Annotated in this window: 25 protein-coding genes and 3 tRNA genes; 16 read left to right on the plus strand and 12 right to left on the minus strand. The window is 74.6% G+C overall.

All coding sequences use genetic code 11. The annotated features are described in order from the left end of the window. The first annotated feature begins 90 nt into the window (after positions 1 to 90). Positions 91 to 732 (plus strand): hypothetical protein, encoded by a 642-nt coding sequence (locus NQU55_RS09430; RefSeq protein WP_240976941.1) that lies wholly within the window; start codon positions 91 to 93, stop codon positions 730 to 732. Between the two features lie 40 nt (positions 733 to 772). On the opposite strand, the gene NQU55_RS09435 is transcribed toward NQU55_RS09430, so the two are convergent. Beyond that, positions 773 to 1,702, minus strand: coding sequence for an oxidoreductase (locus NQU55_RS09435; RefSeq protein ID WP_168096066.1), 930 nt, complete (start codon positions 1,700 to 1,702; stop codon positions 773 to 775). A gap of 137 nt (positions 1,703 to 1,839) precedes the next feature. Then, positions 1,840 to 2,211 (minus strand): nitrite reductase small subunit NirD, encoded by a 372-nt coding sequence (locus tag NQU55_RS09440; protein WP_256790237.1) that lies wholly within the window; start codon positions 2,209 to 2,211, stop codon positions 1,840 to 1,842. 203 nt (positions 2,212 to 2,414) lie between these two features. Here NQU55_RS09440 and NQU55_RS09445 point away from each other — a divergent pair, with 203 nt between their 5' ends. Further along, positions 2,415 to 3,200, plus strand: a complete 786-nt coding sequence (locus tag NQU55_RS09445; protein WP_168094493.1) for a sulfite exporter TauE/SafE family protein — start codon at positions 2,415 to 2,417, stop codon at positions 3,198 to 3,200. Positions 3,201 to 3,362: 162 nt separating this feature from the next. Continuing rightward, the gene (locus NQU55_RS09450; protein ID WP_206329694.1) at positions 3,363 to 4,316 is read left to right on the plus strand and encodes a trypsin-like serine peptidase; all 954 of its coding nucleotides are present in this window, start codon (positions 3,363 to 3,365) and stop codon (positions 4,314 to 4,316) included. A 58-nt stretch (positions 4,317 to 4,374) separates the two neighbouring features. Here the strand turns inward: NQU55_RS09450 and NQU55_RS09455 are convergent, their stop codons facing one another. From NQU55_RS09455 to NQU55_RS09465, 3 genes are all read right to left on the minus strand, one after another. Further along, a complete protein-coding gene (locus tag NQU55_RS09455; protein WP_168094487.1) occupies positions 4,375 to 4,740 on the minus strand; it encodes a hypothetical protein in 366 nt (121 codons plus the stop codon). Further along, entirely contained in the window at positions 4,737 to 5,600 is an 864-nt protein-coding gene (locus tag NQU55_RS09460; protein WP_168094492.1) for an isocitrate lyase/PEP mutase family protein, read from the minus strand. The genes NQU55_RS09455 and NQU55_RS09460 overlap by 4 nt, the downstream gene beginning before the upstream one ends. 345 nt (positions 5,601 to 5,945) lie before the next feature. Next, positions 5,946 to 6,653 carry a SanA/YdcF family protein gene (locus NQU55_RS09465; RefSeq protein WP_168094491.1) on the minus strand — a complete coding sequence of 236 codons (708 nt, stop codon included), beginning with the start codon at positions 6,651 to 6,653 and terminating at the stop codon, positions 5,946 to 5,948. A gap of 105 nt (positions 6,654 to 6,758) precedes the next feature. Here NQU55_RS09465 and NQU55_RS09470 point away from each other — a divergent pair, with 105 nt between their 5' ends. From NQU55_RS09470 to NQU55_RS09485, 4 genes are all read left to right on the plus strand, one after another. Beyond that, positions 6,759 to 8,084, plus strand: coding sequence for a deoxyguanosinetriphosphate triphosphohydrolase (locus NQU55_RS09470; RefSeq protein WP_168094490.1), 1,326 nt, complete (start codon positions 6,759 to 6,761; stop codon positions 8,082 to 8,084). 167 nt (positions 8,085 to 8,251) lie between these two features. Next, positions 8,252 to 9,529, plus strand: coding sequence for an NAD(P)/FAD-dependent oxidoreductase (locus tag NQU55_RS09475; protein WP_168094489.1), 1,278 nt, complete (start codon positions 8,252 to 8,254; stop codon positions 9,527 to 9,529). Between the two features lie 39 nt (positions 9,530 to 9,568). Beyond that, complete coding sequence (gene dnaG / locus NQU55_RS09480) at positions 9,569 to 11,470, plus strand: DNA primase (protein WP_168094488.1); 1,902 nt, start codon at positions 9,569 to 9,571, stop codon at positions 11,468 to 11,470. 347 nt (positions 11,471 to 11,817) lie between these two features. Then, entirely contained in the window at positions 11,818 to 13,146 is a 1,329-nt protein-coding gene (locus tag NQU55_RS09485; RefSeq protein ID WP_168096754.1) for an RNA polymerase sigma factor, read from the plus strand. A 15-nt stretch (positions 13,147 to 13,161) separates the two neighbouring features. Here the strand turns inward: NQU55_RS09485 and NQU55_RS09490 are convergent, their stop codons facing one another. Both NQU55_RS09490 and NQU55_RS09495 read right to left on the minus strand, forming a co-directional pair. Next, positions 13,162 to 14,592: an FGGY family carbohydrate kinase gene (locus NQU55_RS09490; RefSeq protein WP_256790239.1), complete on the minus strand. Its 1,431-nt coding sequence runs from the start codon at positions 14,590 to 14,592 to the stop codon at positions 13,162 to 13,164. Positions 14,593 to 14,685: 93 nt separating this feature from the next. After that, entirely contained in the window at positions 14,686 to 14,976 is a 291-nt protein-coding gene (locus tag NQU55_RS09495) for a YtxH domain-containing protein (protein ID WP_168097108.1), read from the minus strand. Positions 14,977 to 15,150: 174 nt separating this feature from the next. Here NQU55_RS09495 and NQU55_RS09500 point away from each other — a divergent pair. The 6 genes from NQU55_RS09500 (at position 15,151) to NQU55_RS09525 (ending at position 17,393) form a co-directional block, all read left to right on the plus strand. Further along, a tRNA-Asn gene (locus NQU55_RS09500) sits at positions 15,151 to 15,223 on the plus strand. 5 nt (positions 15,224 to 15,228) lie between these two features. Continuing rightward, a tRNA-Asn gene (locus tag NQU55_RS09505) sits at positions 15,229 to 15,301 on the plus strand. Between the two features lie 189 nt (positions 15,302 to 15,490). Continuing rightward, positions 15,491 to 15,564 (plus strand) — tRNA-Ile (locus NQU55_RS09510). Between the two features lie 246 nt (positions 15,565 to 15,810). Further along, the gene (gene trxA / locus NQU55_RS09515; RefSeq protein ID WP_168095961.1) at positions 15,811 to 16,224 is read left to right on the plus strand and encodes a thioredoxin; all 414 of its coding nucleotides are present in this window, start codon (positions 15,811 to 15,813) and stop codon (positions 16,222 to 16,224) included. Then, complete coding sequence (locus NQU55_RS09520; protein ID WP_168095960.1) at positions 16,217 to 16,822, plus strand: histidine phosphatase family protein; 606 nt, start codon at positions 16,217 to 16,219, stop codon at positions 16,820 to 16,822. The genes trxA and NQU55_RS09520 overlap by 8 nt, the downstream gene beginning before the upstream one ends. 145 nt (positions 16,823 to 16,967) lie before the next feature. Beyond that, positions 16,968 to 17,393 (plus strand): OsmC family peroxiredoxin, encoded by a 426-nt coding sequence (locus tag NQU55_RS09525; RefSeq protein ID WP_168095959.1) that lies wholly within the window; start codon positions 16,968 to 16,970, stop codon positions 17,391 to 17,393. A gap of 40 nt (positions 17,394 to 17,433) precedes the next feature. On the opposite strand, the gene NQU55_RS09530 is transcribed toward NQU55_RS09525, so the two are convergent. Together NQU55_RS09530 and NQU55_RS09535 are read right to left on the minus strand one after the other, a co-directional pair. Continuing rightward, positions 17,434 to 18,063 carry a class F sortase gene (locus NQU55_RS09530; protein WP_168095958.1) on the minus strand — a complete coding sequence of 210 codons (630 nt, stop codon included), beginning with the start codon at positions 18,061 to 18,063 and terminating at the stop codon, positions 17,434 to 17,436. A gap of 142 nt (positions 18,064 to 18,205) precedes the next feature. Further along, entirely contained in the window at positions 18,206 to 18,889 is a 684-nt protein-coding gene (locus NQU55_RS09535) for a hypothetical protein (protein WP_240976924.1), read from the minus strand. Between the two features lie 95 nt (positions 18,890 to 18,984). On the opposite strand from NQU55_RS09535, the gene NQU55_RS09540 reads away from it, so the two are divergent. Both NQU55_RS09540 and NQU55_RS09545 read left to right on the plus strand, forming a co-directional pair. Further along, positions 18,985 to 19,704: an ABC transporter ATP-binding protein gene (locus NQU55_RS09540; RefSeq protein ID WP_168095957.1), complete on the plus strand. Its 720-nt coding sequence runs from the start codon at positions 18,985 to 18,987 to the stop codon at positions 19,702 to 19,704. 47 nt (positions 19,705 to 19,751) lie between these two features. Then, a complete protein-coding gene (locus NQU55_RS09545; RefSeq protein WP_256790243.1) occupies positions 19,752 to 21,467 on the plus strand; it encodes a hypothetical protein in 1,716 nt (571 codons plus the stop codon). A gap of 93 nt (positions 21,468 to 21,560) precedes the next feature. Here the strand turns inward: NQU55_RS09545 and NQU55_RS09550 are convergent, their stop codons facing one another. The 3 genes from NQU55_RS09550 to NQU55_RS09560 all read right to left on the minus strand — a co-directional run bounded on the left by NQU55_RS09550 (position 21,561) and on the right by NQU55_RS09560 (position 23,850). Continuing rightward, positions 21,561 to 22,076 (minus strand): DinB family protein, encoded by a 516-nt coding sequence (locus NQU55_RS09550; RefSeq protein ID WP_168095593.1) that lies wholly within the window; start codon positions 22,074 to 22,076, stop codon positions 21,561 to 21,563. 73 nt (positions 22,077 to 22,149) lie between these two features. Next, a complete protein-coding gene (locus tag NQU55_RS09555) occupies positions 22,150 to 22,965 on the minus strand; it encodes a VOC family protein (protein WP_168095592.1) in 816 nt (271 codons plus the stop codon). 138 nt (positions 22,966 to 23,103) lie between these two features. Continuing rightward, positions 23,104 to 23,850 (minus strand): MgtC/SapB family protein, encoded by a 747-nt coding sequence (locus NQU55_RS09560; protein ID WP_168095594.1) that lies wholly within the window; start codon positions 23,848 to 23,850, stop codon positions 23,104 to 23,106. A 97-nt stretch (positions 23,851 to 23,947) separates the two neighbouring features. Between NQU55_RS09560 and NQU55_RS09565 the strand changes: the two genes are divergently transcribed. After that, positions 23,948 to 25,273, plus strand: a complete 1,326-nt coding sequence (locus NQU55_RS09565) for a pyroglutamyl-peptidase I (RefSeq protein ID WP_168095591.1) — start codon at positions 23,948 to 23,950, stop codon at positions 25,271 to 25,273. Positions 25,274 to 25,278 lie beyond the last annotated feature (5 nt).

Genomic DNA, 25,278 nt, shown 5'->3' on the forward strand with positions numbered 1-25,278 from the left:
GTCAGCGAGGCGTAAGGGTTGGCCCGAGCGGCGTCAGCGCTGCGTCAACAGCGCGAGGTGCGCCCCCGGTCCGGGCCTAGCGTCACGAACATGGGACGGCGACAGCCCTCAAGGGTGCGGGCAGGCGGGCACGGACACGGACAGCGGCACGGACACCGCTACGGGCACGGGCACGAAGCGCACGCGAGACGGACGCGGACCCACCCGCCGGGCGGCCGGGCCCTCGCCCACGACCGCAACTGGCGGCGCGAGGCGCGGGCCGCCTGGTACTGCGGAACGGCCCTCGCGGGCGTCCTCGTCCTCGCCGACCTCGCCCGCGGCGGCCTCAACGGGCCCCGCGCCGCCTGCTGGGCCGGGCTCGGGGCCCTCCTCGTGGCCGTGCTGCTGCCGCACCGGGTCACCGCCGGCGACGGCTGGCTCGCCGTGCGCGGCCTGCTGGGCGAGAAGCGCGTGCGCACCGACCTGCTGACGCGGGTGCGCCGCGCGGACGGCATGACGCCGCGCCTCGTGCTGCGGGACGCCGGGGGCGGCCGCGTGGAACTCGACCCGCAGGTGCTCGTCGCCAACCCGATGCTGTGGCACCGGCTGGACGCGGGCGCCCGGCGCTCACGCGAGAGCGGCCTGCTGCGGGAGGGCGCCGCGCCGCTGACGGAACTCGCGGAACGGATCGACGGCGAGGGCGCGCGGCGGCTGCTGGACAGCTGCAAGCTCTCCGGCGCACCCGGTGACTGAGGGGACGCCGGTCAAGGACGCCGCCGGGACGGGGCCCCGGTCACGGCCAGGCGTACGTCACGCCCGTCAGCCGCTCCGACGCCGCCCAAAGCCCCGCGCTCGCCCGGTCGTTCCGCGTCCAGGGCGCCCGGACCGCCCGCCGCGTGGGCGCCCCGCCGCTGCGGAACTCCAGGCGCGGGCCGAAGTAGTCGTCCTGCCGGACGTCCGCCGCGGTGGCCGCGTACAGCGTGGGCAGGGCGCCGTTCTCCGGGCTCTGCGCGAAGAGCCGGGTGCCGAGCTGCACGACGTGCTCGGCGACCTCCCGGCCCTCCATCCGCACCCCGGCCGTCTGCAGGTTGGTCGCCGCGTACCCCGGGTGCGCGGCCGCCGCGACGACCCGCGAACCCTCCGCCACCAGGCGCCGCGCGAGCTCGTGCGTGAAGAGCAGGTTCGCGCTCTTGGAGCGGCCGTAGGCGATCCAGCGGCGGTAGCGGTGCTCCATGTTGAGGTCGCGCGGGTCGACCGTGCCCAGAACGTGCAGCCCGCTGGCGACGGTGACGACCCGCGCGCCGTGCCCGGCCTCGCGCAGCCTCGGCAACAGCAGCCCGGTCAGCGCGAAATGGCCGAGATGGTTCGTGCCGAACTGCATCTCGAAGCCGTCGACCGTGCGGCGCTGCGGCAGCGCCATCACCCCGGCGTTGTTGATCAGCAGGTCCAGCCGGTCGCCGGGCAGGCCCTCCGCGAAGGCCCGGACGGAGGAGAGGTCCGCGAGGTCCAGCGGGGCGAACCGCACGTCGGCGCCGGGCGCCGCCGCCCGCACCCGTTCCTCGGCCGCCTTGCCGCGCGTGGCGTCCCGGCAGGCCAGGACCACCGCCGCGCCGCGGCGCGCCAGCTCGCGGGCCGTGACGAAGCCGATGCCGCTGTTGGCGCCGGTGACCACCGCCGTGCGGCCGCTCTGGTCGGCGATCTCGCCCGCGTTCCATCCCGTCACGTCTGCTGCGCTCCTCTGCGGTCCGCACCCGGCCCATACGCGTCAGTAGCCCTCGTGGGAACCAGCCTAGGCGAGGGCGCGGCCGCGCAGGACGGGCATTCGCCCGTTACGGTGGCCCGCGCGCGGGGCGCCCCCGTTCAGCGCAGCCGGACCGTATACGCGGGGACCGACACCGCCGCGTCGTCCAGGCACCTGCCGTCCGTCAGGTCGAACCGGCGTCCGGCCGGCGGCGAGGTGACGTACGCCCGCCCGCCGGCCGACCCCAGCGGCCCGCGCGCGAGGACGTACGCGCCGCTGAACGGGTCCCGGTTGCCGATCGCGTACGCCCGCCCGGCCCGGTCGAGGAAGACGGCGGCCTGCCGGCCGTCCGGCAGCAGGACCGCCACGCCACGCCCCGGCCGCAGATCGCCCAGCTCGCACAACGCGTGCCACCGGCGCCCCAGGAGCGCCTCGACGCGGACGGACGCCGGCGCGGGTGCGTGCGGCAGCTGCTCGGGTGCGACGGTCATCGCGGGAGGTCCCTTCGGGAGAGCGGACAGGGACGGTGGGGGAGCGGGCTGCGGAGCGCCCAGAACTGTGGCACAGCCGCCGCCGTCTGTCGTCACCGTGGCACAGGTTTTCACCGGTGACATGACGCCCGTGTGTCCGAGTCCCGCCGGGACTCCGGCCCTGTTCCGCGGGCGAGTTGGGAGGAGCCCGTACGATCGCCGGGGTGACCACCGACATATCGCTGTCGACCCTGCTCGTGCTCTGCCTCGCCGCGGCCGCGGCGGGGTGGATCGACGCGGTGGTGGGCGGCGGCGGCCTCCTGCAGCTCCCGGCGCTCATGGTGGGCCTGCCGCACGTGCCGCCCGCGCACGTCCTCGGCACCAACAAGGCCGTGGCCATCTGCGGCACCGCGGCGGCGGCCGTCGCCTACGCCCGGCGCGCGCCGGTGAACCCGCGCACCGCCCTGCGCATCGGCCTGGCCGCGCTCGGCGGCTCGCTGGCCGGGGCGGTCTTCGCCACCGGCATCAGCAACGCCGTCCTGCGGCCCCTGATCATGGCCATCCTGCTGGCCGTGCTCGCCTTCGTGCTGCTGCGTCCCACCTTCGGCACGGCCGTGCCCACCGCCGAGCCGGTCTCCCGGCGCCGCACCCTCGCCGCGATCCTCGTCGCGGGCCTCGGCATCGGCTTCTACGACGGCCTCATAGGCCCGGGCACCGGCACCTTCCTCGTGCTCACCCTCGCCGCGATCCTCCACATGGACCTGGTGACGGCCTCCGGCACCGCCAAGATCATCAATGTGTGCACCAACGTGGGCGCCCTCGTCACCTTCTCCCTGCACGACTCCGTGATCTGGCAGGTCGCCGCCCCCATGGCGCTGTTCAACCTCACCGGCGGCGCGGTGGGCGCCCGGATGGCGCTCAAGCGGGGGAGCGGCTTCGTGCGGGCGGTGCTCCTCGTGGTGGTCGTGTCGCTGGTGTGCAAGCTGGGCTACGACCAGTGGGGCGGCTGACCGGGCCTGCCTGTCGGCCCGTCTGTTCGGCTGCCCGCCTGCCCGGTTACGGCCGGCCGGAGCACGACGAAAGGTAAAGCAGGAGGTAAAGCGATAGGTAAATCGGCCCGGCGCGATCCCGTGCACGGCAGATGCGGTTAGCCTGTCGACTACCTTCCTGACGTGGTGGGGGTTCTCGTGCGTTTCTCCCGGTGGGGCCGGGTCCGATGGGTCCGGGCCGTGCTCGCGGGGCTCTATGTCGTCACCCTCGCGGCGGCCGTGCCCCGGGGGGCCGGAGGCCATGGCCGGGAGGGCAGCTGGTCCAGTGAGGAGGCCCGCCGGTTCTGGGGCCCCACACGGATGGAGCAGTCCCTGGACGGCGGCGGAGGCGACGACGGCGCGGGCGGCGCCCCCGCACCCGCCGCGCAGGGCATCACCGGCAGCGCCCGCCACTTCGACGGCGTGCCGTCCGTGGGCGTGCTCTTCTCCGTCGGCGAGGACATGCGCGACCACCACTGCACGGCCAGCGTGGTGCACAGCCCCAAGGGCAACCTGATCGTCACGGCCGGGCACTGCTCCGTCGGCTCCGACGCCGCCTTCGTCCCGGACTACCGGGCCGGCGCCGACCGGCAGCCCTACGGCGTGTGGGCCGTGGACCGCGCCTTCGTCGACCCCCGCCGCTCCGACACCGGCCCGGGCTCCGACCTCGACTTCGCCTTCGCCACCCTCAGACCCGACGGCCGCGGCCGCCAGGTCGAGCGCGTCACCGGCGCCAACCGGCTGGTCCGCACCCCCGGCTACGTCAACCGGGTCACGGTCATCGGCTACCCCGACGCCGACGACGACCCCGCCGACCGAGCGATCCGCTGCACGGCCATGACGACCCGCCTCGACGACCGCCGCCAGCTGCGGATGCGCTGCGACGGCTACGTCTCGGGCACCTCCGGCAGCCCCTGGCTGACCCACTTCGACGAACGCACGAAGACGGGCGACCTCGTCGGGGTCCTCGGCGGCCTCAACGGGGGCGGGCCGGACGGGGACGAGAGCGCGCAGATCTCGTACAGCCCGGTCAACGACGACGAGATCTTCAAGCTGTACCTGGACGCGATAAACGGACGGGAGCCGCAGCGGGCCTGACGCCCCCGCGGCTCCCCGCCCCCCATGCCGCTCCTGCGGTCCTCCTCGCCGCCTCCCCTCAGTCCTCCTCGTCCCGGCTGCCGGGCGTGTGGCCGATCCAGCCGCCTTCCGGCTGCGACTGGGCGGAGCCGCCCACGTCCCGGTTGTGCACGTCGATGGCGCCACCGCCGCCGTCGTGGTCGCTGCCGGCCGTGCCCTTGCTGCCGATGAGCGTGTTGGCCGTGCGGTCGACCTCCAGCCAGGAGTCGGCCCGCGAATTGTCGACCACGAGGACGCCGACGTTGGAGGGGCCGATGCCCTTGGGGCAGGGCTCCGGGGGATCGACCCGCACGCGGACCCCGGCGGAGGCCTCGCCGCCCAGGAGCGTGCCCGCGATCACGGCGCCGGCGACGCCCGCGGCGAGGAGAGCGGCGCCACGGATCACGCCGGGACCGCCTGCCGGCCCAGGCGCTGCCCGCCGATGTTGCGTTCCAGCAGGCGGGTGGAGCTCGCCACGCCGATCTCGCCGCCCGCCGCGGCGTCCGGCAGCCGCCCGTCGTCCTCCCGCAGGGCGGTCAGCGCCCCGTCGATCGCACGGTGCGCGGCGAAAAGGCACGGCGTGCTGTAAATGGCGAGATCGACGCCGAGCCCGGCGAGCTCGGTCAGGGAAAGGCGGGGGGATTTCCCGCCCGCGATCTGGTTGAACAGCAGCGGTTTGTCGCCGATGACGGAACGGACCTTGCGAATCCACTCCACGCTGCGCACCCCGTCGACCAGGACGACGTCCGCCCCCGTTTCCGCCAGGGCCGCCGCGCGGCGCAGGATCTCGTTCTCCTCGGTGGCGTCGGTGCGTGCCACGACGAGCAGGTCATTCCGGGCCGCCAGCACCAGTTCGAGTTTGTTCAGGTATTCGTCCAGCGGCAGGATGATCTTTCCGTCCGCGTGCCCGCACCGGCGCGGCCGCTTCTGGTCCTCCAGGATCACCCCGGAGGCCCCGGCCCGCTCCAGCCGCCGCACCACGTGGCACGCGACCTCGGGGTCGACGTAGCCGTCGTCGATGTCCACCAGGAGGTGGTGGCGGGGGAAGGCCGGGCGCAGGCGTTCCACGAAGCCGAGCATGTCGGGCCAGGCGATGAAGCCGATATCGGGGAGGCCGTAGTGGGACGCGGCGAATCCGAACCCGGATACGAAGAATCCGTCGTAGTGCTGTGCGGCGATGGAGGCCGAGTACATGTCGTAGATACCGATGAGGGGGGTGGTACCGGGCGCTGCGATGTCCTCCCGCAGAGCGGTGCCGTGGCGCATCTGTCCTCCTGACGTCCGGTTTCCGGCTCAATTCACCGGCGTAGCGGCCATACGCTGTCAGAAGATTCCGGGGGGTGTAAACGGCGCTTCAACGAATCACCAAGGAAGGGACTGGTGCGACAGTCCCTTTATATGGTCGGCAGTGGATTTCTGCAGGCAGGTCAGAGGCTCGCCGACGGAACGGCGTAGGGAAATGCGGCGCGCATCGTGGGCCGCGCGCGACGGCCCGGTCCTGACCCCGGCATACTCACTCCGCGCGGCGCCCGGACGAGGAAGACGTAGCCGCGCTGGCCCGGAAGCCGTACGGGCCGTCGCCCCGGACTCCGCCCCCGCTTCCGCCCGGGTTCACCTCTTGTCGGCCTCCGCCAGCGCCTGCTGCACGCCCGGCTCGTGCGGCCCCAGGAACCGCGGCCCCGGCCGGACGAGGGCGTCCAGCGCCGCCTTCCCCGAGGCGAACACCTCGCGCGCGCCGCCCGCGTACCAGGTGACGTCGTGCTTGGCGGCCACGGCGACCCCGTACGCGTCGATGCCCGCGGCACCGCACAGCGCCAGCGCCCGCCGGACGTGGAAGCCCTGGGTGATCAGCACCGCCTTCTTCACCCCGAAGATGCGGGCGGCGCGCGTGCACGAGTCCCAGGTGTCGAAGCCCGCGAAGTCGCTGACGATCCGCTGGGCGGGGATCCCCCGCTCCGTCAGGTACGTGCGCATCGCGTCCGGCTCGTCGTACTCCACGCGGCTGTTGTCGCCGGTGACCAGCACGACGCGGACCTTGCCCGCCCGGTACAGCTCGACGGCCGCGTCCAGGCGGTGGGCCAGGTAGGGGGACGGCTCGCCCTCCCACAGGCCCGCACCGAAGACCACGGCGACCGGCGCGGACGGCACGTCCGAGACGGTGCGCACGCGCGGCTCCGCCGCCGCGTACACCCACGTCACCGGCAGCAGCGCGAGCACGCAGCCGGCCACGGCCGCCCACAGCAGCCGCCGTCTCTCCCGCCGCGTCCGCGGCATCCGCACCCGCATCCGCAGCACGCGGCCCCGCACCATGTCGATCATTCCTCCCCGTCGCCCCGGTAAGAACGCCCCGGACGCACCCTCGGTTCCCGCTCCGCTCCAGCTCACGCCGTCGCTGGTGTCACACCCGGCGGTTACCGTCGGGGTATGAACGCAGCGGCACGCACCCCCGGCGAGAAGCCCGTCATCGCCGGATACGACGAGCAGGACCTGGAGCGCTGGGCGCCCGAGCCGGACAAGCGCCCCGGACGCACCGCCTTCCAGCGCGACCGGGCCCGCGTGCTGCACTCGGCGGCCCTGCGCCGGCTGGCCGGCAAGACCCAGGTCGTCACGCCCGGCGTCAGTGCCCAGGCCTGGGACGCCAGCCCCCGCACCCGCCTCACGCACTCCCTGGAGTGCGCCCAGGTGGGCCGCGAGCTCGGCGCGGCGCTCGGCTGCGACCCCGACCTGGTGGAGGCCGCCTGCCTCGCGCACGACATGGGCCACCCCCCGTTCGGCCACAACGGCGAGCAGGCGCTCGACGAAGTCGCCGGGCCGTGCGGCGGTTTCGAGGGCAACGCCCAGTCGCTGCGCCTGCTCACCCGCCTGGAGCCCAAGCGGTTCGTCCCCGGCGGCAGCAGCGGTGAGCTCGTCAGCGTCGGCCTCAACCTCACCCGGGCGGCCCTCGACGCCGCCACCAAGTACCCCTGGCCGCGCGGCGGCCACCCCACCGACCCCGCCTCCCGCAAGTTCGGCGTCTACGAGGACGACCTGCCCGTCTTCACCTGGCTCCGGCAGGGCGCCCCCGAGGGGCGGCGGAGCTTCGAGGCCCAGGTCATGGACTGGGCCGACGACGTCGCCTACTCCGTGCACGACGTCGAGGACGGCCTGCACGCCGGCCACCTCGACCCCAACGCGCTGCTCGCCGAGCCCGAGCGGCAGGACGTCTTCGCCGTCGCCGCCGGACGCTACGCCCCCGGCGCCGGGCCCGAAGAGCTCGCCGAGGCCCTCGACCGCCTCCTGGAGCAGGAGTGGTGGCCGCACGGCTACGACGGATCCGCCGTCGCCCAGGCCCGCCTCAAGGACGCCACCAGCCAGCTCATCGGCCGCTTCTGCCTGGCCGCCGAGAGCGCCACCCGCGCTGCCCACGGCCCCGGCCGGCTCACCCGTTACGGGGCCGAGCTCGTCGTCCCCCGCGAAACCCGCCTCGAATGCGCCGTCTTGAAGGCCGTCGCCGACCGCTACGTGATGCAGCGCCCGGCCCAGGAGAAGCTCCGCGCCGACCAGCGCGTCGTCATCGCCGAGCTCGCCGAGGCCCTCACCGCCCGCGCCCCCGACGGCCTCGACCCGCAGTTCCGCTCCCTGTACGCGGCCGCCGCCGACGACGCGGGCCGCCAGCGCGCCGTCATCGACCAGATTGCCGCCCTGACCGACGTCTCCGCGCGCTCCCTGCTCACCCGCCTCACCGACGGACGCGCTGTGTCAGAAGGGTGACCGAATGTCCACAGAATCCGAGGACTTCCCCCACACCATGCGGGTACTGACCCGTCCGGGGTAGTCCCTCTTCCGGCGGCGGGCCCCGTGCGGCAACCTCTGCACGGGCGATTCCGGCCGGGGGCGGTTCAACGCAGACGCACTGCGTGGCAGCGAGGAGGCAGCAAGTGGTCGACGCGAACCAGACGTTCGTCATCGTCGGAGGGGGCCTGGCCGGGGCGAAGGCCGCGGAGACCCTGCGCGCGGAGGGATTCACCGGCCGGGTGATCCTCATCTGCGACGAACGCGAGCACCCCTACGAGCGCCCGCCGCTCTCCAAGGGCTACCTCACCGGCAAGGAGGACCGCGACAGCGTCTTCGTCCACGAGCCCGGCTGGTACGCCCAGGCCGACATCGAGCTGCACCTCGGCCAGCCCGCCGTCCACCTCGACCGCGCGGCCCGCTCCGTCCGCCTTGGCGACGGCACCCGCGTCCACTACGACAAGCTGCTGCTGGCCACCGGCGCCGAGCCCCGCCGCCTCGACATCCCCGGCACCGGCCTCGCCGGCGTCCACCACCTGCGCCGCCTCGCCCACGCCGAGCGGCTGCGCGGCGTCCTCGCCTCCCTCGGCCGCGACAACGGCCACCTCGTCATCGCCGGCGCGGGCTGGATCGGCCTCGAAGTCGCCGCCGCCGCCCGCTCCTACGGTGCCGAGGTGACCGTCGTCGAACCCGAGCCCACGCCGCTGCACCCCGTCCTCGGCCCCGAGCTCGGCCAGCTCTTCACCGACCTGCACAGCGAGCACGGCGTCCGCTTCCACTTCGGCGCCCGCCTCACCGAGATCACCGGCCAGGACGGCATGGTCCTCGCCGCCCGCACCGACGACGGCGAGGAGCACCCCGCCCACGCCGTCCTCGCCGCCATCGGCGCCGCCCCCCGCACCGCCCTCGCCGAGGCCGCCGGGCTCGCCCTCGTCGACCGGGCCGACGGCGGCGGCATCGCCGTCGACGCCTCCCTGCGCACCTCCGACCCCGAGATCTTCGCCGCCGGCGACGTCGCCGCGGCCGAACACCCATGGGTGGGGACGAGGCTCCGCGTCGAGCACTGGGCCAACGCCCTGCACACCGGCCCCGCCGCCGCCCGCGCCATGCTCGGCCGGGAGATCGTCTACGACCGGGTGCCCTACTTCTTCTCCGACCAGTACGACGTCGGCCTGGAGTACTCCGGCTACGCCCCGCCCGGCTCCTACGACCAGGTCGTCTGCCGCGGCGACGTCGGCAAGCGCGAGTTCATCGCCTTCTGGCTCGCCGAGGGGCGCCTCCTCGCCGCGATGAACGTCAATGTGTGGGATGTCACGGAGACCCTCCAGAAGCTCATCCGCTCCGGTGCCCCGCTGGACCCCGAGGCCCTCGCCGACCCCGCCGTGCCCCTCGACGCCCTGCTGCCCAGCCCCGCGCAGTCCTGACGGTCCCGGGCCGGCGGCCCCCGCCCGTAGAATTCACGCGTGGCAGGACGGATCAACGACGACGACGTGAAGGCGGTACGGGACGCGGTCCCGATCGACGCCGTCGTGTCCGAGTACCTCCAGCTGCGCAACGCGGGCGGCGGCAACCTCAAGGGCCTCTGCCCCTTCCACGACGAGAAGTCCCCGTCCTTCCAGGTCAGCCCGGCCAAGGGCCTCTTCTACTGCTTCGGCTGCCAGGAGGGCGGGGACACGGTCGACTTCGTCATGAAGATCGACCACCTCTCCTTCGCCGAGACGATCGAGCGGCTGGCCGCCCAGGCCGGCATCACCCTGCGCTACGAGGAGGGCGGCTACACCCCGGGCCGCCAGCAGGGCGAGCGCATCCGCCTCGTCGAGGCCCACAAGCACGCCGCCAAGTTCTACGCCGAGCAGCTCGGCAGCGCCGAGGCCGAGATCGGCCGGCAGTTCCTCGCGAGCCGCGGCTTCGGCCAGGAGGCCGCCGAGCACTTCGGCGTCGGCTACAGCCCCGCCGGCTGGGACCACCTCACCCGCTTCCTGCGCGGCAAGGGCTTCAGCGACAAGGAACTGATCCTCTCCGGCCTCGCCCAGGAGAGCCGCGGCGGCCGGCCCATCGACCGCTTCCGCGGCCGCCTGATGTGGCCCATCCGCGACATCACCGGCGAGGTCGTCGGCTTCGGCGCGCGCAAGCTCCGCGACGACGACAACGGCCCCAAGTACCTCAACACCCCCGAGACACCGCTCTACCGCAAGTCGCACGTCCTCTACGGCATCGACCTCGCCAAGAAGGACATCGCCAAGACCAGCCGCGCCGTCGTCGTCGAGGGCTACACCGACGTCATGGCCTGCCACCTGGCCGGCGTCACCACCGCCATCGCCACCTGCGGCACCGCCTTCGCCGGCGACCACATCAAGATCCTCCGCCGGCTGCTGATGGACAACTCCGGCGCCGAGGTCGTCTTCACCTTCGACGGCGACGCCGCCGGCCAGAAGGCCGCCCTGCGCGCCTTCGAGGACGACCAGAAGTTCGCCGCCGAGACCTCCATCGCCATCACCCCCGGCGGCATGGACCCCTGCGAGCTGCGGCTCGCCGAGGGCGACGCGGCCGTCCAGGCGCTCGTCGAATCCCGCACGCCCCTGTTCGCCTTCGCCATCCGCCACGTCGTCGGCCGGCACAACCTCGACACCGCCGAGGGGCGCGCCGCCGCGCTCGAAGCGGCCGCGCCCATCGTCTCCAACATCAAGAACACCTCCATCCAGCACGAGTACGCGGTCCAGCTCGCCGGCATGCTCGGCATCCTCGACACCCAGTTCGTCGTCCGCCGCGTCGGCCAGCTCGCCAAGTGGGCCCGCGAGCGCGGCCAGCAGCCGCCGTCCGCCGGGCGCGGCCGGGGCGCGGCGCCCGCCGCCCCCGCGGCGCCGCAGGAGCCCGTGCGGCGCGGCCCCGCGCTCAACCTGCGCAGCCCCGCCGCGCTCACCGAGCGCGAGCTGCTCAAGCTCGCCCTGCAGCGGCCCGAGCTCGTCGCCCCCGCCTTCGACGCCTACGGCGAGGACGAGTTCACCGCCGCGCCCTACGTGGCCGTGCGCCGCGCCGTCGAGGAGGCCGGCGGCGTCACCGGCGCCCCCGCCGACTACCTCACGCGCGTCCGGGACGCCGCCCCCGACGACACCGTCCGGGCGATGATCACCGAGCTGGCGGTCGAGGCGATCCGGCACAAGAACGTCGACGAGGTCTACGCGGGAATACAGCTCGTCCAGGTCCGGCTGCGCGCCGTCGAGCGCCGCATCCAGGAGGTCCAGGGCAGCCTCATCCGGCTGGGCAACCAGGCCGCGCCGGAACACCTGACGGCCGTGCAGAACGAGCTGTGGGTGCTGGAGCAGTACAGCCGCTCCCTGAAGGACCGCGGCGCGGCGGCGCTCTAGCGGGTCTGTCGCCGGAGCCCAGCCCCTCTCTTCCCGCCGCCGCGGCGGATTCGAGGGAGCTGCCTCAGAGGCGGAGGGGCCGGGCCTCTTCCTTTCCGCCGCAACGGTGAGCAACCCCCACGGAGTGGTCCGGCGGTGCCGAGCCCACCGGAAGTGTCGTCCGGCACCGCCGGTCACGTCGTGGGGGTTGCTCGCGTCGCGGCGGGATCGAAGGGCTGAGCCCTTCACCCGAGTGACCCCGCACCGGGGCGCCGGCACCTTCCGTAACCCGCGGTCACGGAACGGACTCAGAAAGTGCCCGCAAGCCCCTCGTGGCGGGCCCGCGTCGTACCCCACACTGGTGGGCGGTGCCTGAGTCCTCGGACGCGGCAGGCCCGGCCGCTCGGACCCGGAACTCGGAACCCTTCGCGAAGCCGCTCCTGATCCCCGGGACGGCCGGCGGCCAGGCCGCTGCCGCCCCTCCGGCGCATGCCGCCCCGAAACCGGCAGCGATCACCTTGGAGGTCGCCCCCGTGCAGACCCGGACACCGACCAGGCTCCCGTCACGGCCCGCGGCCGCCCCGGCCCAGGGCGTCCCCCGGCAGCCCGCCGCGCCCCAGGCCGAGAGCGTCTCCGACGAGCCGCCCCTGCCGGATCCGGCGGGGAGCCCCGCGCCGGCCGGCGCCCCGCACGAGGCCGAGGAGACCGAGGCCGAGACGGAGACCGCGTCCCCCCGGGCCGCGCGCGCCGAGCAGTCGGACTCCGCCCGCACCGACACCGGCGGCGGCCCGTCCTCCGACCTCTTCCGGCAGTACCTGCGCGAGATCGGCCGCATCCCGCTGCTGTCCGCCGCCGAGGAGGTGGAGCTCGCCCGCTGTGTGGAGGCCGGGCTGTTCGCGGAGGAGAAGCTCGCCGGCGCCCCGGACCTGGACTCCCAGCTCGCCCTGGACCTCGACCGGCTCGTCGTGCTGGGCCGGATGGCCAAACGGCGGCTGATCGAGGCGAACCTGCGCCTCGTCGTCTCGGTCGCCAAGCGCTACATCGGCCGCGGCCTGACCATGCTCGACCTGGTCCAGGAGGGCAACCTGGGCCTGATCAGGGCGGTCGAGAAGTTCGACTACGCCCGCGGCTACAAGTTCTCCACGTACGCGACGTGGTGGATCCGCCAGGCCATGTCGCGCGCCCTCGCCGACCAGGCCCGCACCATCCGCGTCCCGGTGCACGTCGTGGAGCTCATCAACCGCGTCGTCCGCGTCCAGCGCCGCATGTTGCAGGAGCGCGGCTACGAGCCCACGGCCGACGAGGTGGCCGCCCACCTCGACCTGACCCAGGAGCGCGTCAGCGAGGTCCTGCGGCTGGCGCAGGAGCCCGTCTCCCTGCACGCGCCCGTCGGCGAGGAGGACGACGTCGCCCTGGGCGACCTGATCGAGGACGGCGACGCGGCCTCTCCCGTCGAGTCGGCGGCCTTCCTGCTGCTGCGCGAGCACCTGGAGGCGGTCCTGTCGACGCTCGGGGAGCGCGAGCGCAAGGTGGTGCAGCTGCGGTACGGGCTGGTCGACGGCCGTCCCCGCACACTGGAGGAGATCGGCCGCATCTTCGGCGTGACCCGCGAGCGCATCCGCCAGATCGAGTCCAAGACCCTCAACAAGCTGCGCGACCACGCCTTCGCCGACCAGCTGCGCGGCTACCTCGACTGACCGGGGGAGCGCCGGTCAGCCGGCGGCGTCGAACGCCCCCGGATGGGTCTGCTCGCGCACGGCCGCGTACTGCTGCCGTACCGCCTGACCCACCGGCAGGTCCTCGCCCGGCTCGAACACCTGGCTGGCCGCCGAGGGCCACAGGGGCGGCTCGTGGGGGGCCAGCGTGCCCTGCTGGACGCCCAGCGCCCAGGCGGCCTGCCGGGCCGCTCCCAGCGCCGCGTAGTCCGCCGGCTGGGGCACGACGACCTGCGTGCCGAAGAGCGCGGGAGCGACGGCCTGCACGGCGGGCAGCTCTGCCGCGGCCCCCAGCAGGAACACCCGGCGCACCTGCACCCCGCGCCCCCGCAGCACGTCCAGCGCGTCCGTGAGCCCGCACAGCATGCCCTCGAACGCGGCCCGCGCCAGGTGCTCCGGCTTCATGCTCTCGCGGCGCAGCCCGGCCAGCGTGCCCGCGGTGTGCGGCAGGTGCGGGGTCCGCTCGCCCTCCAGGTACGGCAGCATCACCAGCCCGTACGAGCCCGGGCTCGACTGCAGCGCCAGCTCCGACAGGCCCGCCAGGTCCGTGCCCAGCAGCTCCGCCGTGCCGCGCAGCACGCGCACGGCGTTGAGGGTGTGCACCACGGGCAGGTGCATGCCGGTCGCGTCGGCGTAGGAGGTGATCGTCCCGGAGGGGTCGACCAGCGCCTCGTGGTGCACGGCGAAGACCGAACCCGAGGCGCCCAGGGAGATCACGGCGTCGCCCGGCCCCACGCCCAGCCCGAAGGCGGCCGCCATCGTCTCGCCGGTGCCGGCGGAGATCAGCAGGCCCTCGGGGGTGTGCCCGGCGGGCTCGGCGGGCGCGAGGACGTCCGGGAGCACGGCCGGGCGGCCCAGGGCCAGCTCCACCAGGTCCGGCCGCCAGGAGGCGGTCGCGGCGGACCACAGGCCGGTGCCGGAGGCGTCGCCGCGGTCGGTGGTGCGCCGCAGCGGGCGGCCGAGGAGCTGCCACACGAGCCAGTCGTGCGGCTGGAGCAGGGCGGCGATGCGCTGGGCGGACTCGGGTTCGTTGCGGGCGAGCCAGCGGAGCTTGGCGACCATCTGGCCCGGCTGCGGCACCGAGCCGACGGCCTGGGCCCAGGCGGCGCGGCCGCCCAGCGCGTCGGTCAGGTCGGCCGCGGAGGGCTGCATGCGCTTGTCGTTGCCGAGCATGGCGGGCCGGACGAGGACGCCGCCGGCGTCCAGCGCGAGCAGCCCGTTCTGCTGCGCGGAGACCCCGATGGCCTGTACGCCCTCCAGGAGGCCTCCGGCGGCGGCTTCGCCGAGGGAGATCAGCCATGCCTGGGGGTCGCCGTCGGTCGGCGGATGGGGGGCGTACCCCTGGCGGAGCACGGCCCCCGTGTCCGTATCGCAGACGACGATCCGTGTGCTCTCGGTGGAACTGTCCAAGCCCGCGACTATGCCCATGCCGAGATGATGCCAAACACCGGGGCATGCTCCGTGCGCCGGTCGGGTGTTGACCCGGCCGGCCGGCGGCCGGGTCAGGGGCTCACGGCCCGGTCAGGTGTTACTGGTGCCCCAGTCGTCCTCGGCGCCGCCCTGTCCGCGCTCGCGCAGCGACCGCACCCGCTCGCTCACCGAGTCCGGCAGCCGGTCGCCCACCTTCGCGAAGGCCCGGGAGCTCATGGCCCTGCCGTTCTGGGCGGCGGACTCGACCGTATTGCGGACCGCGGGGTTCTGGGCGATCTGCCGGGCTCCCTTGCGCAGCTGCTCGTACCGCTCGCGGCCGGCCCGTGCGCCCAGTACGTACCCGACGGCTGCCCCGATCATGAACGTCAGCCGGTAGCGCATCCCGCTCCACCCTTCCCTCGGACGCTGTGGTCGCCGCCTACCCGCCGGGTGCGAAGGTCACTCCCGGGGAACCGATTGGCGGAGCACCCCCCTGCTTGCGCTAATGTATGTCTCGCAGCGAGCGCACGCCGCCCGGACGCCCGGGCAGCACCGCATTCGCGGCAAACGCAGCAATCCCCTGTAGCTCAATTGGCAGAGCAGCCGGCTGTTAACCGGCAGGTTACTGGTTCGAGTCCAGTCGGGGGAGCGCGATCCTCTGTAGCTCAATTGGCAGAGCAGCCGGCTGTTAACCGGCAGGTTACTGGTTCGAGTCCAGTCGGAGGAGCAAGCGATCGAGGACCCCTGTGGGGGTCCTTTTTCGTATCCGGACCCTTCCGGAGGGAACCGCCCCGCCGTGATCGAAGTCCTCATGGTCAGGTAGGTCACGCAATACGCCCCCTCAGGGGCAGCAGATCGTATGAGCGGCTATGCTGCGGCAGACGGCGCGCACAGATGTGCGCGACGCGCCGTGAACGGGGCGGTAGCTCAGCCGGTTAGAGCAGCGGACTCATAATCCGTCGGCCGTGGGTTCGAGTCCCACCCGCCCCACACGCGTGACGTTGGTGCAGAAACGATGCGACCAGCGTTTTCGATGCCCCGCCCGGTTCCGGACAGGAACGACCCGGCGGGGCTTCGTGCTGTCGGGGGCCGGGCGGCGCACGTCTTCGGCCACGCCGTCCGTCTGCCCCGCCCGGGCACGGGTATGCGCCGGAATACGGCCCGGCTTCATCCTGTTGGCGCTGCTGGGCCGGTCCGACGGTCACCCGACGCCACAGCGGAAGCAGGTAGCGACGCATGAGCAGCAGCACGGTGGAGCTCACCAAGGACAACTTCGACGAGATCGTCTCCGGCAGCGGATTCGTCCTCATCGACTTCTGGGCGTCGTGGTGCGGCCCCTGCCGGCAGTTCGCGCCGGTGTACGAGGGCGCCGCGGAGCGCCACGGCGACCTGGTCTTCGCCAAGGTCGACACCGAGGCCCAGCCCGAGCTCGCCGCCGCGTTCGAGATCCGGTCGATCCCCACGCTGATGATCGTGCGGGACAACATCGCGGTCTTCGCCCAGCCGGGCGCCCTGCCGGAGGCCGCCCTGGAGGACGTCATCCGCCAGGCCCGCGCGCTCGATATGGACGAGGTGCGCGCCTCCGTCGCCGAGGAGCAGGCCAAGGCCGGGCGGGCGGCGCAGGGCGAGGGACAGTCCGCCGGTGAGTGAGCTGCTGCTGGTCCGTCACGGCGAGACCGAGTGGAGCCGCGACGGCCGGCACACCGGCTTCACGGACGTGGCCCTGACCGGGCGCGGCGAGCGGCAGGCGGAGGCCCTGCGGCCGCTGCTCGCGGGCCGCACGGTCGCGAAGGTGCTGGTGAGCCCCATGAAGCGGGCCCTGCGCACGGCCGAGCTCGCCGGGCTGGACGGCGCCGTGACCGACCCCGACCTCCACGAGTGGGACTACGGCGGCTACGAGGGCGTGACGACCGCGGAGATCCACCGCACCCGCCCCGGCTGGTACCTGTGGGACGACGGGGTCGTCCCCGGGCCGCCGGAGCACCCGGGGGAGACGCCCGCGGAGGTCGGCGCCCGCGCCGACCGCGTCCTCGCGCGCCTCGCGCCCTGGCTGGACGGGGACCGCGGCGGCGAGGGCGACGTGGTGCTGGTGGCGCACGGCCACTTCCTGCGCGTGCTGACCGCCCGTAGGCTCGGCCTGCCGCCGGCCGCGGGCGCGCTCTTCCGCCTCGACACGGCCACCCTCAGCCGGATCGGCACCGAACACGGCCGCCCCGCGCTCGTGGCCTGGAACCAGCCGTCGGCGTGATCCGTTGCAGGACCGGCGGAGCGTGTCGGAACCGGGGCCACGGCCACCGTGCACCGATGATCGGGGCGGACCGGAAGGGCCGGTGACGCCCCGGTCCCCGTACGACCGCCTTCGTACGACCGAATTCCAGTGGAGGGAAGTATTCGTGGCCACCACCCGCACCGCGCACACCGTCTGGGAAGGTGAGCTGCTCAAGGGCAGCGGCACCGTCACCTTCGACTCGTCCGGCATCGGCTCCCAGCCGGTGTCGTGGCCGTCGCGCGCAGAGCAGGCCAACGGCAAGACCAGCCCCGAGGAGCTCATCGCGGCCGCGCACTCCAGCTGCTTCTCCATGGCCCTCTCGCACGGCCTGACGGGCGCGGGCAACCCGCCCACCCGCCTGGAGACCAAGGCCGACGTCACGTTCCAGCCCGGCGAGGGCATCACCGGCATCCACCTCACCGTCCGCGGCGAGGTGCCGGGCCTGGACGCGGCGGCCTTCCAGGAGGCCGCCGAGGGCGCCAAGAAGAACTGCCCCGTCAGCCAGGCCCTCACGGGCACGACGATCACGCTGACGGCCGAGCTGGCCTGACGCCCGCCCGTTCGCGCTCCGCGGCCCCGGCGTCGTCACGTCACGACGTCAGGGCCGCGTAGACGATCAGGTTCTGCACCGGGTGCCCGTCCGCGTCGAGGCTCCCGGCGCAGGTGATCAGGCGCAGCACCCGCTCCTTCGTCTCCCCGTAGACCTTCTGCGTCGGGAAGGCGGACTTGTCGGCCGTCTCCTTCCCGGTGACGGTGAAGCGCAGCACCTTGCCGTCGCCCCGCCGGACGTTGACGACGGTCCCCTTGCCGACCTTCCCCAGGTCGTGGAAGACGGCCTTGCCGTCGCGGGTGTCGTTGTGGCCGATGAGGACGGCGGCGCCGGGCTCGCCGGGCGTCGCGCCGCCGGTGTACCAGCCGGCGGTCATGCCCTTCTCCGGCGGCGGCACCTGCACGGTGCCGTCGCCGTTCTTGCCCAGGCGCAGCAGGGCGCTGTCCACGCCGATGGACGGGATCGAGACGCGGGCGGGCTCCTCCGCCGAGGCCGGGGTGCCGCTGGCGGCCGTGCTGGCCTCCGTGCCCGACGAGCAGCCGGTGAGCACGGCCGAGGCGAGCACCGCCGGCAGCAGCAGGGCCGCGAGGGCGCGCGCGAGGACGGGAAGGCGCGCACGGCGCGTACGGGGTGCACACGGCGTACGAGGTGCACGGGGTGTACGGGGCATCGGGCATCCATCCGGGCGTGGGGGGAGGGAACGCTGCTCACGCTAGGGACGGCCGCGGCGCCCCCGCTTCGGGTGAACGGCCAGTCCTGCCTCCCCCGGAAGGAGGAGACGCACCCCCGCCCGGTGGTGGCCCCCGGGTGCCTCAGACGAACCGCTGCAGCAGCCCCCACGTGAACTCGGCCGTGTACGCGGCCCGCTTCCCGGAGGCGTCCGGCGCCGTGAAGGCGAGCCGCCAGCGGGTGGGGGCCGTGCCCTCCAGCGGCCGGGCGGGGGCGAAGGCGCGCGCCACCTCGTCCACGGTGCACGACCAGGGCTTGAGGTCCTCCACCGTCCGCAACTCGGGTGCGGGCGCTCCCGGGGCGCGGACCAGCCACTCGTTCCAGACGGCCCCGCCGGGCGCCGTCAGCACCTCGAACCGCAGGTCCGGCCAGAGCGGCACCCGCCACGTCGCAGCCTCGAACGTCAGGTCGCCCACGTGCCGCTCGCCGGTGGCCTCGGGCGGGCCGAGCACCGAGCGGTAGGGCGGGCGCGCCCCGCGCCGCCCGGGGGCCCGCAGCACGGCCTGCCAGCGGCGGTTGGCCTCCCGCATCCTGCTCCGGTCGACGCCGAGTTCGCGCAGGGCGTCCTCGACCAGGCCGGGCTGGTGGTCGGCCATGCGCCGCAGCAGGACGAGCTGGAAGCCGAGGGGACCGAAGGTGTCCCAGGCGCCGGGAGTGCCGGGACGGGCGGGACCGGTGGGGCGGTGGGACCGGCCGAAGGCGCCGGGAGTGCCGGACCGCGGGCCCGGCTCGGACGGGAAGTCGGAGGCTGGGTACATGACGGCCATCGTCGCGCACCCGGCGGCGGGACGGGCGGGGCTCCGCGGACACTCCCCGCTCACCTAAGGTCGGGGTGAGTGATCACCAGCGTACGGAGGCTCTGATGTCCGGCTCGAAGGCCCCGCGGGGCGGCGGCCCCGCCCCGCTCCTGCGGCTGCGCGGAGTCAGCCGCACCTACGGGGAGAGGGAGGCCCTGCACCCGCTCGACCTCGACCTGGAGCCGGGGACCTGCACCGCCCTCTTCGGCCACAACGGCTCGGGCAAGTCCACGCTGCTGCGGATAGCCGCCGGCCGGGACGAGCCCACCGCCGGCACCGCGCGGTTCGCGGGCCGCAAGATCTCCGAGGACGACCCGGAGGTACGGGCCAGGGTGGCGGTCGTGGGCGACACCGTGGCCACCTACCCGGACCTGACCGTGCGCGAGCACCTCGAACTCGTCACCGTCGCCCACGCCGTGGAGGACGCCGGCGCCTGGATCGACCACGTGCTCGCCGACCGCCGGCTGTCCGACCACGCGCGGGCCCTGCCCGGCTCGCTCTCCTCCGGCCAGCTCCAGTCCCTGCTGCTGGCCGCGGCCCTCGTCCGCCCCCGCGACCTGCTCATCCTGGACGAGCCCGAGCAGCGGCTCGACCCGGACGCCCGGGTCCGCCTCGCGGAGCTGCTGAACGGCGAGAAGCGCGACGGCGTGGCCGTCCTGCTGGCGACCCACCAGGCCGACCTGGCGGAGTCCGTCGCGGACCGGATGATCGCCCTGGAGGACGGCCGGGTGATCGCCGAGGGCCCGCCGGCGGAGGTCCTGGCCGGGCTGGGGCTGCGCGGATGAGCGGGGAGGCACCGGGCGGGGCCCCGGCCGCGGGCACCGGCGCCGGGGTGGACACCGACACTGAGATCGCCACCGCGACCGGCATCGCCACCGCCATCGGCATCGACACCGACGAGCCCACCTGGACCGAGGAGGAGGACGACCGCACCGCCGAGACGCTGGCCTGGCTGCGCGAGAAGCGCAAGGCCCACCGCCGGCAGAAGGGCCGCGACCTCGCCGTCCTCCTCTACTCGGTCGTGCTCATCGGCGCGGGCTACGGCAGCGCCTACGCCGTCCACTTCCTGCGGCGGGCCCGGCTGGGCGCGGACTACGGCGGCCTCGGCGAGCGCGTCCAGGACACGCTGCCCGCCCTGTTCACCCTCCTGACCGCCGCCCTGGCCCTGCTCGCGGCCCGCGACGCCCTGTGGCGCGGCCCCGTCGTCGTCCCCGCCCCCTCGGTCGGCTGGCTGCTCGCGCAGCCCGTGCGCCGCGCGGCCGTCCTGCGCCCGTGGTTCCGGCTGTCGGCCGCGGTCGCGGTCGTCCCGGCGCTTCTGGTGGCGGTCGCCGCGGCCGTCGTCCTGCGCGTCATCGACCTGGCCCCGCTCGTCACCGCGCTGCTCGCGCTCCTGCCGGCCGCGGTGTGCCTGCCGCTGCTGGCCGTGGCGGTCGGCATGGCGGTGGAGCACCGGGCCGGGCTCGCGCGTCTCGTACGCCGGTTCACGCCCCTGGCCGTGCTCGTGCTGATGCTGCTGGCGGGGCAGGTCGCGGCCGCGGCGTACGGGCACCGGAGCGCGGTGCTGGAGCAGGTGGAGCTCTGGTCCGGGCCGTGGGGCTGGGCCGCCCAGCCCGTCGTCTCCGTGACCGGCGGGCACGCGCCCGCCTGGCCCGCCGCGGTGGCCCTGCTGGTGCTGCTGGCGGCCGCGGGCCTGGTGCAGGGGCACCGGGACGCCGCGCGCGTGCCCACCACCCAGCTGCGGCGGCGCGCGGCGACCGCCCAGACGGTCTCCTCGGTGATGTACTCGGTGGAGCTGCGGGCCGCCAAGCTGGCCCTGATGGACGCCACGGGCACCGGCGGCGCCCGCCGGGTCCGGCTGCCGCGTCCGCGCAGCAAGTACCTCGTGGTGGTGTGGCGGGACCTGCTGTCCCTGCTGAGGGCGCCCGCACGCCCGGCGAAGGCCCTGATGTGGATGGCGTGCGCCACGGCGACGGCCGCCCTGGGGCTGCAGTTCGGCGGGCCGGAGCGCGTGATCGGCCTCGTCGCCGCGCTGCTGCTCGGCTACGTCGGCGTGGGTGCGCTCGCCGAACCGGCCCGGCTGGAGACGGACGACGTGCGCCGCGCGGCCTGGTCCCCGTTCCGCTTCCGCACGCTGATGCTCCAGCACGCGGTGGTGCCGACCGTGCTGGGCGCCCTGACGGCGCTCCTCGCGGCGGTGCCGTTCGCGGTCGCGGGGGCGCCCTGGGCGCTGCTGCTGATGCCGGTGTGCGCGGTGCCGTTCGCGGCGGCGGCGGTCTTCGCGGCGTGCCGCGGCCCGGCCCGTACGCACCTGATGGCCACCGGCATCAGCACGCCGATGGGCGACCCCGGCGTGATCCTCTTCCTCGGCTGGTACGCGGCGGGGCCGCTGGTGACGGTCGGCGGCCTGGGGATCGCCCTGCACAAGGTGCTGGGGCGGGCGCCGCTCGACGCGGGGGCCGTGGCCGATGTGGCCGCCGTGGCAGCAGTGCTGACGGCGGGCCTGCTCGCCTTCGCGGCGTGGTCGGCGGACCGGCTGGTCCGGAACTGAGACGCGCCGGCACCGGCGTACGCCGGCACCGACGCACGCCGGCGGCGGCGACGGGCCGGCGGAGCGACGGGTCCGCCCGGCCCGCCGCCGCGCTCAGCCGCCGGTGACCCCGTCCGCCCGCTCCCGCAGCAGGTCCGCGTGCCCGTTGTGGCGGGCGTACTCGCCGATGAGGTGGAGGTGGACGAAGCGGAGCGAACACGGCTCGCCGTCGACGGTGAACGTGTCGTCCAGGGACGCCCCCGCGACCGCCTCGTCGGCCAGGCGCTGCTCCTCCAGCAGGCACGCGTAGTACGCGGCGGCGCGGGCCGGGTCCGCCTCCTCGAAGTCGGCGTCCCTGTTCTCCTCCGTGCTGTAGAGCCGCGGCACGTCCTGGCCGGCGAACCGCTCGCGGAACCAGATGCGCTCGACCTTCGCCATGTGACGGATCAGCCCCAGCAGCGACAGGCCGGACGGCGGCACGGTCCGTTCGGCCAGCTGCTCGCCGGTCAGCCCGGCGCACTTGTGCAGCAGGGTGCTGCGGTGCCAGGCGAGCAGGCCGGTGAGCATGGTGCGTTCGCCGGCCGCGAGGGATCCGGCCGGCCGGGTGATGGCGGGTGCTGTCCACGTCATCCGGCGATCATGCCCGGGCCCGTACGGTCGCGCGACTCCTTTCCCGGACCGAGTCCGGCCGCAGCCCGGGCCCTCAGCCGCCCGAGCTCTCCGGTTCCGGGCGGAGCACCACGAAGTCGGCTCCCGCCGGGTCCAGGCAGACGGCCAGGCGGCCGACGCCCTCCGCGTCCTCCGGGCCCATCTGCACCGAGCCGCCTCCCTCGACGACCTTCGCGACCGTGGCGTCGCAGTCCGCGGTGGCGAAGACCGGGTGCCAGTAGGGGCGGCCGCCGTTCAGGGCGAGGTGCTCGGAGGGGAGCTGCATCAGGCCGCCGTGCATCAGCTCCTTGTCCCGGCCCTGCGGGGTGAGCAGGGTGTACGTTCCCCCGCCGCCCGGGAGCGGCATGTCCTCCGCGGTCCAGCCGAAGACCGCGCCGTAGAACTCCCGCGCCGCCGCCGCGTCGGTGGTGTACAGCTCGGTCCAGGACAGGGTGCCGGGGGTGTCGGCCGCCTCCAGGCCGGAGTAGGTGCCGGGCTGGAAGACGGCGAACTGGCCGCCCTGGGGGTCGGTGAACTGGGCCATCCGGCCCTCGCCCTCTCCTTCGCCGGGGCTCGTCGGCGGCAGCCGCACCGTGCCGCCCGCCCGCTCGACGGCCGAGGCCGTGGCGTCCGCGTCGGCGGTCCCGAAATAGATCATCCAGGCCGAGCGGGCGCCCTCCTCGGTGAGCGGGCCGATGCCGGCGACGGACTTGCCGTCCAGCCGGAAGACGCCGTAGTCACCCGCCTCCTCGCCGTAGGACCGGAACTCCCAGCCGAACACCGCGCCGTAGAAGGCGGCCGCGGCCGGGACGTCGGGGGCGCCGAGGTCGAGCCAGGAGGGGGAGCCGGGGACAAAGTCGGTGGTGATCATGGAAGTGATCTCCCTTCGCGGGTCCTTTGCGAAGCCAGCGTGACACCCGCCACTGACAACCGCCCGTCGGCGCAGGTCGCCCGGGTCGCCCGGTCCGCGCCGCCCCCGCGGACGGCCGCGGAGCCCCGGCGCCGGGGGCTAGTCCCCGGCGTCCTGGTGTGCCCGCAGCCCGACCCCGATGATCCCGTCCCAGTACGTCAGCTCCTCCACGAGCGGGTACGCCGGGCCCTTGCCCTCCAGGCTCAGCACCACCCCGGCCTCCTTGGCCCTGCCCCGCTCGCGGCCGTCCGCCGGCTGCTCCGGCTCGATGTGCACGTCCGTGACCCGGAAGCCGCGCTTCGTGCACAGCTCCAGTATTCGCGCCAGCAGCCCCCTGCGGGTGCGGTACGACAGGTGCAGCTCGACCCGGTCGCCGGGCACCATGGACATGCGCCGGGTGATCACGGGGAAGCCGCGCACCACCAGGAAGTGCACCAGCGTCGCCGCGGCGCCGAGCAGCGGCAGGCCGCCGCCGCAGGCCATGCCCAGCGCGCAGGTCAGCCATATCGTGGCCGCCGTCGTCAGGCCGCGCACCGCGTCGCGGCGCACGAAGATCAGGCCGCCGCCGATGAAGCCGATGCCGGAGACGATCTGGGCGGCCACGCGCGAGGGGTCCTGGCGGACGCCGACGAGGCCGGCCACGGCGCCGAAGCCGTGGATCGAGACCTCCATGAACAGCGCGCTGCCCACCCCGACGAGGGTGTGGGTGCGCAGCCCGGCGCTCTTCTGCTGTAACTCGCGCTCCAGGCCGATGAGGGAGGAGAGCAGCAGCGCGATGCCCAACTCGGTGAACTGGCGCACGCCTTGGCCGGAGGGATCGAACAGGGGAGCCGCAATGTGCTGCACGAGGTTCATGCCTCATTGTGGCTTGAAATTCACTGTCCTAAAAGAGAGTTGACACCCCACTACCGCACGACCGGGCCCAGTGGATACGTTCCGGCCCATGAATCCCATGAGACTTGGCGGAATACCCCTCGGTGCGGCGCTCGGCGCCGCCCTTCTCGCCGCCTCCGCGGCCGCCCCGCCCGCCACCGCCGCCCCGGTCCCCGCCGGCGCCACCGCCATTGCCACCGCCGCACGACAGGCCCTCACCGCCGAGGAGCAGCGCCTGTCCGGCCCCGTGCCGCAGGAGATCCTGCGCCGCGGCGGCTTCGCGGACGCGGCCCCGGACTTCGCCGCCGCCCTGGCCCGTACGCGCACCCTGCCGCAGGCGCAGCGGCTCGCGACGGCCGAGGGGCAGCGGCTGTGGCGGCGGGCCGTGGACCGGGCGCAGGGCCGCGGCCCGGGCCCGGAGCGCGCCGGCGACCTGAGCCGGGACGACGACCGCCCGCTGTACTGGGCGCGGCTCGGCATGACCCGCGCCCTGCGGGAGTGGAAGCCCGCCTTCGGCCTGTCCGGGCCGCAGCGCGCCGAGCTCACCGGCCGCGTCGAGCGCTCCTCGCGCGGCCAGGACTCCCTCGACCTCCCCGCCGGAGAGCAGGTCAGGCGCGTCCTCATCACCGGCTTCGACCCGTTCCAGCTCGACGCGGACCCCCGCCGCTCCAACCCCTCCGGCGCGGCCGCGCTCGCCCTGGACGGCACGACGATCGACACCCCGGCCGGCCCGGCGCGCGTCGAGGCCGCCGTCTTCCCCGTCCGCTGGGCGGACTTCGCCGACGGCACGGTGGAACGGACGCTGCTGCCGCACTTCCGGCCGGGACCCCGCCGGGTGGACGTCTTCACCACGATCAGCCAGGGCCGCCCCGGCCGCTTCGACGTCGAGCGCACCAACGGCGCCTGGCGCGGCGGCTACCCGGACAACGCGAACGTCTCCCGCACGGAGACCGTGCCGGTGCCGCCCGGTATCCCGACCGTGCGCCCGCAGCCGCAGTGGACGTCCACCAGCCTCCCGTACGCGGCGATCACCGCGGCCGCCACCGGGCCGTTCCCCGTGCACGACAACACCGAGGTCACCGAGATCCCGGCGGGCGGCACCGAGCCGGTCGACCGGCCGGACGGGCCGACCCCGGGCTCGACCGCCCGGGCGGGCGGCGGAGGCGACTACCTCTCCAACGAGATCGCCTACCGGGCGACCCTGCTGCGCGACGCGGTGCGCCTGGGCGTGCCGGGCGGGCACCTGCACACCCCGGTGCTGCAGTTCGGGCAGGGCAACGCGGACCCGGCGACCGGCACGGTCACCGATCCCGAGTTCGTGCGCAACCGGCTCGCGATCGTCGAGCAGGTGCGGTCGATCACAGGGGTGGCCGCCGCGGCCGGCCGGACGCCATGATGGCC

The sequence above is a fragment of the Streptomyces telluris genome (assembly GCF_024519335.1).
Taxonomy (GTDB): Bacteria; Actinomycetota; Actinomycetes; order Streptomycetales; family Streptomycetaceae; genus Streptomyces; species Streptomyces telluris.

What these genes read in the sequence shown, in the direction of transcription:
- NQU55_RS09430 (WP_240976941.1), top strand. Translation starts at nt 91, where the DNA reads ATGGGACGGCGACAGCCCTCAAGGGTGCGGGCAGGCGGGCACGGACAC.
- NQU55_RS09440 (WP_256790237.1), bottom strand. Translation starts at nt 2,211, where the DNA reads ATGACCGTCGCACCCGAGCAGCTGCCGCACGCACCCGCGCCGGCGTCC.
- NQU55_RS09460 (WP_168094492.1), bottom strand. Translation starts at nt 5,600, where the DNA reads ATGCGCCACGGCACCGCTCTGCGGGAGGACATCGCAGCGCCCGGTACC.
- NQU55_RS09465 (WP_168094491.1), bottom strand. Translation starts at nt 6,653, where the DNA reads ATGATCGACATGGTGCGGGGCCGCGTGCTGCGGATGCGGGTGCGGATG.
- NQU55_RS09470 (WP_168094490.1), top strand. Translation starts at nt 6,759, where the DNA reads ATGAACGCAGCGGCACGCACCCCCGGCGAGAAGCCCGTCATCGCCGGA.
- NQU55_RS09490 (WP_256790239.1), bottom strand. Translation starts at nt 14,592, where the DNA reads ATGGGCATAGTCGCGGGCTTGGACAGTTCCACCGAGAGCACACGGATC.
- NQU55_RS09495 (WP_168097108.1), bottom strand. Translation starts at nt 14,976, where the DNA reads ATGCGCTACCGGCTGACGTTCATGATCGGGGCAGCCGTCGGGTACGTA.
- trxA (WP_168095961.1), top strand. Translation starts at nt 15,811, where the DNA reads ATGAGCAGCAGCACGGTGGAGCTCACCAAGGACAACTTCGACGAGATC.
- NQU55_RS09530 (WP_168095958.1), bottom strand. Translation starts at nt 18,063, where the DNA reads ATGCCCCGTACACCCCGTGCACCTCGTACGCCGTGTGCACCCCGTACG.
- NQU55_RS09535 (WP_240976924.1), bottom strand. Translation starts at nt 18,889, where the DNA reads ATGGCCGTCATGTACCCAGCCTCCGACTTCCCGTCCGAGCCGGGCCCG.
- NQU55_RS09540 (WP_168095957.1), top strand. Translation starts at nt 18,985, where the DNA reads ATGTCCGGCTCGAAGGCCCCGCGGGGCGGCGGCCCCGCCCCGCTCCTG.
- NQU55_RS09550 (WP_168095593.1), bottom strand. Translation starts at nt 22,076, where the DNA reads ATGACGTGGACAGCACCCGCCATCACCCGGCCGGCCGGATCCCTCGCG.
- NQU55_RS09555 (WP_168095592.1), bottom strand. Translation starts at nt 22,965, where the DNA reads ATGATCACCACCGACTTTGTCCCCGGCTCCCCCTCCTGGCTCGACCTC.
- NQU55_RS09565 (WP_168095591.1), top strand. Translation starts at nt 23,948, where the DNA reads ATGAATCCCATGAGACTTGGCGGAATACCCCTCGGTGCGGCGCTCGGC.